Below are 6,082 nucleotides of genomic sequence, written 5' to 3'. Positions count from 1 at the left end.
AGGGCGGGCAGGGTGCGGTCGGCTACTCCTACTTCCTGGCCAAGGCGGGTTCGCCGGACTACCTGCTGGCCACCGAGACGTCGCTGCTGTCGCTGCCGTTGAGCGTCGACGTGGCGTTCTCCTACCGCAGCTTCACGCCGATCATGAAGATCGGCGATGACTACACGCTGCTGGTGGCGCTGCCGGGGTCGCCGATCACCAGTTGCGCGGACGCGGTGGCGCAAAGCCGCGGGCGGCGGGTGCTGGCCGGGATTTCCGGTGCGGTGGGCCCGGACGCGGTGGCGCAAAGCCGCGGGCGGCGGGTGCTGGCCGGGATTTCCGGTGCGGTGGGCCCGGACGCGGTGGTGTTCTCGCAGATGGAGCGGGTGGCCGGCGCTGATTTCGACACCGTGCCCTACGAGGGCGGCGGGGAGACGCTGGCGGCGGTGCTCGGCGGGCAGGTGGAGCTGGCGTCGCTGAATCCCAGCGAGGTCGTCGGCCAGCTGCGGGCCGGGCAGCTCAAGGCGCTGTGCGTGTTCGCCGACCAGCGCTACACCTATCCGGAGCTGGCGGGGATCCCGACGTCGGTGGAGCAGGGCGTGCCGGTGTCCTTCGCGCAGTTCCGCGGCATGATCGCGCCGGGCGGGCTCAACCCGCAGGCCGCCGAGTACTGGATCGGGGTGGCCCGCCGCTTCGCCGACTCCCCCGCCTACGCCGAGTACGTCGAGTCGGAGTTCCTGCAGCCGCGGGCGGCCTTCGGCGAGGAGTTCACCGCGTACTTGCGGGACAACGAGGGGCTGCTGGCGCAGGTGGTGCGGCGATGAGCGGGCAGCGGTCGCCGCAGGTGGCGGTCTTCGGCGGGCTTGCCCTGGTAGGCGCGGGTTTCGCGGTCAGCGCGGTCGGCTACGGGGTGATGCTGCCGGAGTCGCGGATCGGACCGGGATTCCTGCCGCTGGTGGCGGGCGGTCTGCTGGCGGTGTTCTCGGTGCTGCTGCTGGTCGAGCAGCTGCGCCGCCCGGCCGCCCCCGAGGGCGGCACCGACGACTTCGGGCGAACGCCCGCGCAGCGGATGTGGATCCTGCGGCGGGTGTTCGCGCTGTTGCCCGCGGCGCTGCTGGCGGTGCCGCTGGTGGGCATGGTCACCGCGTTCGGGCTGCTGGTGCTGGTGATCTCCACCTGGCTGGAGCGGCGCAAGGTGCTGCCCGCGCTGGCGCTGTCGGCGGTGTCGGCGGCGGCGATGCACGTGATCTTCGCGGTGGTGCTGCGGGTACCGCTGCCCACCGGCTTGTTCGGCTTCTGAGAAACCGGAGTCGGGGCGGGAGGCCCAGCATGCTCGACACGGATTCACCGGCTTCGAAGCAGCGTCAGCCGCTTGGCCCACCCTCGCGACTCGCGCCGCCGCGGGTTCTCAGATGTCCTCCGGCGAGGACAGCCCCGATGCCGCGGTGCTACTCGCACCGCCACGCAGAACGAGCCTGGAACACCTGTTTTCACCGGAGGCGCAAGTGATCGACAACTTGTTGCTGGGGTTATCGACTGCGTTCACGCCGACGAACCTGCTGTGGTGCTTCGTCGGCGTGGTGCTGGGGACCGTGATCGGGTTGCTGCCCGGGCTGGGTTCCAGCACGGGGGTGGCGATCCTGATCCCGCTGACGCTGACCGTGGAGCCGGTCACCGCGCTGATCATGCTGGCCGGGATCTACTACGGCTCGCAGTACGGCGGCACGATCACCTCGGTGCTGCTGTCCACGCCGGGCGAGGCGGCCAGCGTGGTGACCACTTTGGACGGCTATCGGATGGCGCGGCAGGGCCGTGCGGGCGCGGCGCTGGCGATCGCGGCGATCGGGTCGTTCGCCGCGGCGATCCTGTCGCTGGTGCTGCTGGCCGCGCTCGCGCCGCCGTTCGCGCAGTTCGCGTTGCGGTTCGGGCCGCCGGAGAACCTGGCGGTGATGGTGCTGGCGCTGGTGACGATGGTGGTGCTGTCGACCGGTTCGAAGCTGCGGGCCGCGGCGATGGCCTGCGCCGGGGTGCTGCTGGCGTGCGTGGGCATCGACGCGGGCACCGGCGAGGCCCGCTACACCTTCGGCAGCATCGAGCTGCTGTCGGGAATCCCCTACATCGAGGTGGTCATCGGATTGTTCGCCGTCGGCGAGGTGCTGTACCAGATCCGGGTGGGGGCGGCGACGCCGATCCGCGCGCGGTTCCGGGATCTGGTGATCCGCCGCCGCGACATCCGGGATTCGGCCGGCGCGATCGGCCGGGGCAGCGCGATCGGGTTCCTGCTGGGCACGCTGCCGGGTGCGGGATCGACGCTGGCGTCGTTCCTGGCCTACGGCCTGGAGAAGCGCGTTTCCCGCAACGCCGCGCAGTTCGGGCACGGCGCGATCCAGGGCGTCGCGGCGCCGGAGAGCGCCAACAACGCCGCCGCGAACGCCAACTTCATCCCGACGCTGACGCTGGGCATCCCGGGTGGTGCGACCACGGCGGTACTGCTGGGCGCGTTGACGGTTTACGGGGTGCAGCCGGGGCCGCTGCTGTTCGAGGAGCAGCCGGAGCTGGTGTGGGGTCTGCTGGTGTCGTTCTTCATCGGCAACGTGATCCTGCTGGTCCTCAACCTGCCGTTGGCGCCGCTGTTCGCGCAGCTGCTGCGCATCCCCTACGCCTACCTGTACCCATTGATCCTGTTCACCAGCTTCGTCGGGGCCTACGCCATCGACAACAACGTCTTCAGCGTGTGGCTGGTGCTGATCTTCGGGGTCATCGGCTACGGCATGAAGCGCTTCGAGTTGCCGATGGCGCCGCTGGTGGTCGGGGTGGTCATCGGGGCGTTGTTCGAGAAGGCGCTGGTGCAGTCCTCGGCGCTGCTGGACGGCAATCTGTGGCTGGTGCTGACCAAGCCGATCGCGGTGGTGACCCTGGCGCTGGCGGTAGTGCTGCTGGCCGGCCCGGCGCTCGCCCGCCGCGCCCGGGTGTTCCTCCGGCGCGCCGCGCCGGAGCAGTCCGAAGAGGAGTCGCATGTCTGACGAGTTGCTGGTGGCCCGCGAGGGAGCCGTGCTGCAGGTGACGTTCAACCGGCCGCGGCAGCGCAACGCGATGAGCTGGGAGATGTACGACGGGCTGGTCGCCGCGTGCGAGACGGCCGACGCCGATGACGGCATCCGGGTGCTGGTGCTGCGCGGCGCCGGGGACGAGGCGTTCGTCGCCGGCACCGACATCGCGCAATTCACCGGGTTCACCACCGGCGAGGACGGGGTGGCCTACGAGCAGCGGATGGAGGCGGTGCTGGAGCGGTTGGAGACCACCAGGGTGCCCACGGTCGCGGCGATCTCCGGGTACTGCGTGGGTGCGGGCATCGCGTTGGCCGCGGCGTGCGACATCCGGGTGTCGACGACGACGGGCCGGTTCGGGGTACCGGTGGCGCGGACGCTGGGCAACTGCCTGTCGATGAACACCTATTCGCTGCTGGTGTTCCACCTGGGACCGGCACGGGCGAAGGACATGTTGTTGCGGGCGCGGATGTTCAGCGCCGACGAGGCGCATGCGGCGGGATTCGTCGCGCAGTTGTGCGAGGTCGGTGAGCTGGAGGCGACCGCGGCGGGCGTGGCCGAGCGGCTGGCGCAGCACGCACCGCTGACGATGTGGGCGGGCAAGGAGGCGGTGCGCCGGTTGCGGTTGGCGAACCTGCCCGACGGCGACGACCTGGTGCGCACCGTGTTCGGCAGCGACGACTTCCGCAACGGGGTGCGCGCTTTCCTGGACAAGACCCCGCGCCGCTGGACCGGCCGCTGAGGGTCGCGGGCGGCGCCCGGGGGTATCCGGGGGTTGTCCGAGATCGAGCGAGGAGGTGGATCATGACCACCATCGTGAGAGCCCATGATGTGGCGCGAACCGAGCATGCGCACGCGGCGGAGGTGTTGCGCCCGGAGGTCGAGGCGATGCGGGCGCTGCTGGGCGAGTTGTCGGCCGAGGAGTGGCTGATGACCACCGACTGCCCACGCTGGAGCGTGCGCGACGTCGTCGCCCACGTGCTCGGCAACGCCGAGGCCACGCTCGCCCCGGATCTCATGGTGCTGCGGGCGCGGGAAGGCGCGCTGCGGTATCCGCGGCTGTACCGGCTGGATGCGATGAACGAGATGGCGGTGGACGCGTGGCGGGACCGGCAGGCCGGTGAGCTGGCGGCCGAGTTCGCGCCGTTGTGGCGGCAGGTGATCCGGGCGCTGCCGGGCATGACGGAGTCGGTGCGCGGGCAGACGTTCGACACCGGTTATCCGGGGGCGCTGCCGGTGGCGATGGGATACGTGGTGGATGTGGTGCTCGCCCGCGACATGTGGATGCACCGCGTCGACATCTGCCGCGCGACCGGGCGGGCGTTCACCGGGCACGAGCACGATCGCGGCGTGGTCGAGCAGGTCCTGCGGGATCTCGACGATTCGTGGACCGGGCCGCCGCTGGTGCTGGAGCTCACCGGTGTGGTCTCCGGTGGCTGGCAGGTCGGGGCGGATGCGCCCGTGGCGACCGTGCGCGGTGATGCCGTGGGTGTGCTGCGCATGTTCTCCGGCCGCGTCGAGCCGCAGCCGGATCTGATCGTGGAGCACGGTGACAGCGCGGTGCTGGGCGCGCTTCGCGACGCGCGGGTGCCGTTCTGAGGCGGGTCAGGTGCCGGCCAGTGGTGCGCCGATCTGAATGTCGAGGTATGTCACGTGGTCGGCACCGTCGACGGGGCCTCGGCTTGCGTCGACGATCACGACGGTCCCGTTCACGATCCCGGCGAAGCCGGTGCCGGAGCGGCGGCAATCCTCGATGCGGTCGGTGACCGCGCGGCGAACCTCCTCGGTGAGGAACGTGAGCCCGCGCGGGAACTCCGCGCTGAGCGGATGCAGTTGCCGGCTGGCCTCGATCCAGCTGCCGATGCCGAACTGGGCCGAGACGATCTGGTCGCCGCGCAGCGAGACCCGGAAGTAGCCGTTGGACTGGACGCGGTTGCAGGACTGCTGCGGCGGGTAGGCGCAGTCGTATCCGCCGGCCCGCAGGTCGTCGACGGCGGAGCTCATCGTCGTCGCGTAGTGCTCGGCACCGGAAGGCCAGCGGCGAACCGAGGTGTCGCGGGCGGTGACAACCAGCCCGTCCACGGCGGACAGCAGGTAGCCGGCGTGCTCGTCCTGCCACGCCGTCCGCGGGACCTCGGTGGGGTCACGGCGCCGCGCGCGGTCGCGTTCGAAGTCGTCGGTCTCCTGCCGGATGCGGTCACCGGCGCCGGGCCAGATCGCGGACAGCGCCGGCGCGGCGGCGGCCGTGACCGGATCATCGTCGCCGGAGGCCGTGTCGGGCAGCGGGAACCACGCCCACGCGAGCCGGTCGTCGCGGTCGAGGACGAACTGCGCCACCTGCGGGGCGACCGTGTCCGTGGCGTCGCGGTGGCCGATCCGGCACCACAGGGCGCGCCCGTCCGCGTTGGCCCGGACCTGCGCGCAGAACCAGCCGACGTCGGTCAACGGGCCTGTGACCGCTGCGGCGGTGCCGCCGGGCGCGATCGGTTCGGCCTTCGAACTCTCCCCCGCCGCGTCATGCTCGTACACCCCGGCCGGCGGTAACGCGGGCGGCTCGGCCGGCGCGGCGCACCCGGCCAACGCGACCACGACCAGCGTAAGGCCCAGCCAGGGCGCGGCGAGGGTGCGTGATCGGCTCATGGGCTCATCCAAGCAGGTGGCAGAGCCCGTCTGCGGGAATGGTCGTGCTGCCGCGCGCAGCGACTAGAGTGGTCGTCGTGCTTTGACGTGTTCGCGGCCCGCCCCGGACTCCTTCGTCCACGTGTTCACCGATGACGAAGGGGTGTTTCGACGATGTCTTCTGCCGTGGTGGTTCCGGCCGCTCTCGCGGCGACCCATCGCGCCAGCTCCTGCGGGTCCGCTTGGATCGATGGGCTTCCCGCGCTGGCCGAGCAGCGGCTGGCGGCGTGGCGGCTGCGCCCGGATGGCGCCGCCTGGCACGGCATGGTGGCGTTGGCGCTGCCGGTCGTGCGCGCCGATGGCAGTGCCGCGGTGCTGAAGTTGCAGCCGGTCACCGAGGACACCGCCGGGGAGCCGGTGGGGCTGCGGGCCTGGGG

Annotated in this window: 6 protein-coding genes and 1 pseudogene; 6 read left to right on the top strand and 1 reads right to left on the bottom strand. The window is 71.5% G+C overall.

Annotation, left to right across the window (positions count from 1 at the left end; genetic code table 11):
- From E1288_RS50075 to E1288_RS45800, 5 genes are all read left to right on the top strand, one after another.
- Nucleotides 1-803 (top strand): tripartite tricarboxylate transporter substrate-binding protein (locus E1288_RS50075; protein ID WP_132495559.1); only part of this gene is annotated, 803 nt, incomplete at its 5' end.
- Nucleotides 800-1,279, top strand: coding sequence for a tripartite tricarboxylate transporter TctB family protein (locus E1288_RS45815; protein WP_132495557.1), 480 nt, complete (start codon nt 800-802; stop codon nt 1,277-1,279). The genes E1288_RS50075 and E1288_RS45815, both read left to right, overlap by 4 nt.
- A 205-nt stretch (nt 1,280-1,484) precedes the next feature.
- The gene (locus E1288_RS45810; protein WP_132495555.1) at nt 1,485-3,002 is read left to right on the top strand and encodes a tripartite tricarboxylate transporter permease; all 1,518 of its coding nucleotides are present in this window, start codon (nt 1,485-1,487) and stop codon (nt 3,000-3,002) included.
- Nucleotides 2,995-3,768, top strand: a complete 774-nt coding sequence (locus E1288_RS45805) for an enoyl-CoA hydratase/isomerase family protein (protein ID WP_132495553.1) — start codon at nt 2,995-2,997, stop codon at nt 3,766-3,768. The genes E1288_RS45810 and E1288_RS45805 overlap by 8 nt, the downstream gene beginning before the upstream one ends.
- 62 nt (nt 3,769-3,830) lie before the next feature.
- Entirely contained in the window at nt 3,831-4,625 is a 795-nt protein-coding gene (locus E1288_RS45800; protein ID WP_132495551.1) for a maleylpyruvate isomerase family mycothiol-dependent enzyme, read from the top strand.
- A 6-nt stretch (nt 4,626-4,631) separates the two neighbouring features.
- Here the strand turns inward: E1288_RS45800 and E1288_RS45795 are convergent, their stop codons facing one another.
- Nucleotides 4,632-5,666 (bottom strand): hypothetical protein, encoded by a 1,035-nt coding sequence (locus E1288_RS45795; RefSeq protein WP_132495549.1) that lies wholly within the window; start codon nt 5,664-5,666, stop codon nt 4,632-4,634.
- Nucleotides 5,667-5,819: 153 nt separating this feature from the next.
- On the opposite strand from E1288_RS45795, the pseudogene E1288_RS45790 reads away from it, so the two are divergent.
- Nucleotides 5,820-6,082, top strand: a pseudogene (locus tag E1288_RS45790) (hydroxyurea phosphotransferase); the annotation flags it as partial.

Source organism: Saccharopolyspora elongata (genome assembly GCF_004348985.1).
Taxonomy (GTDB): Bacteria; Actinomycetota; Actinomycetes; order Mycobacteriales; family Pseudonocardiaceae; genus Saccharopolyspora; species Saccharopolyspora elongata.
The sequence above is the reverse complement of the archived record's forward strand: the minus strand, read 5'-3'. Positions and strand labels throughout refer to the sequence as shown.

Bases quoted from the DNA above. Each gene is read 5' to 3' on its own strand.
- E1288_RS45795 (WP_132495549.1), bottom strand. From the start codon at position 5,666: ATGAGCCGATCACGCACCCTCGCCGCGCCCTGGCTGGGCCTTACGCTG.
- E1288_RS45805 (WP_132495553.1), top strand. From the start codon at position 2,995: ATGTCTGACGAGTTGCTGGTGGCCCGCGAGGGAGCCGTGCTGCAGGTG.
- E1288_RS45800 (WP_132495551.1), top strand. From the start codon at position 3,831: ATGACCACCATCGTGAGAGCCCATGATGTGGCGCGAACCGAGCATGCG.
- E1288_RS45815 (WP_132495557.1), top strand. From the start codon at position 800: ATGAGCGGGCAGCGGTCGCCGCAGGTGGCGGTCTTCGGCGGGCTTGCC.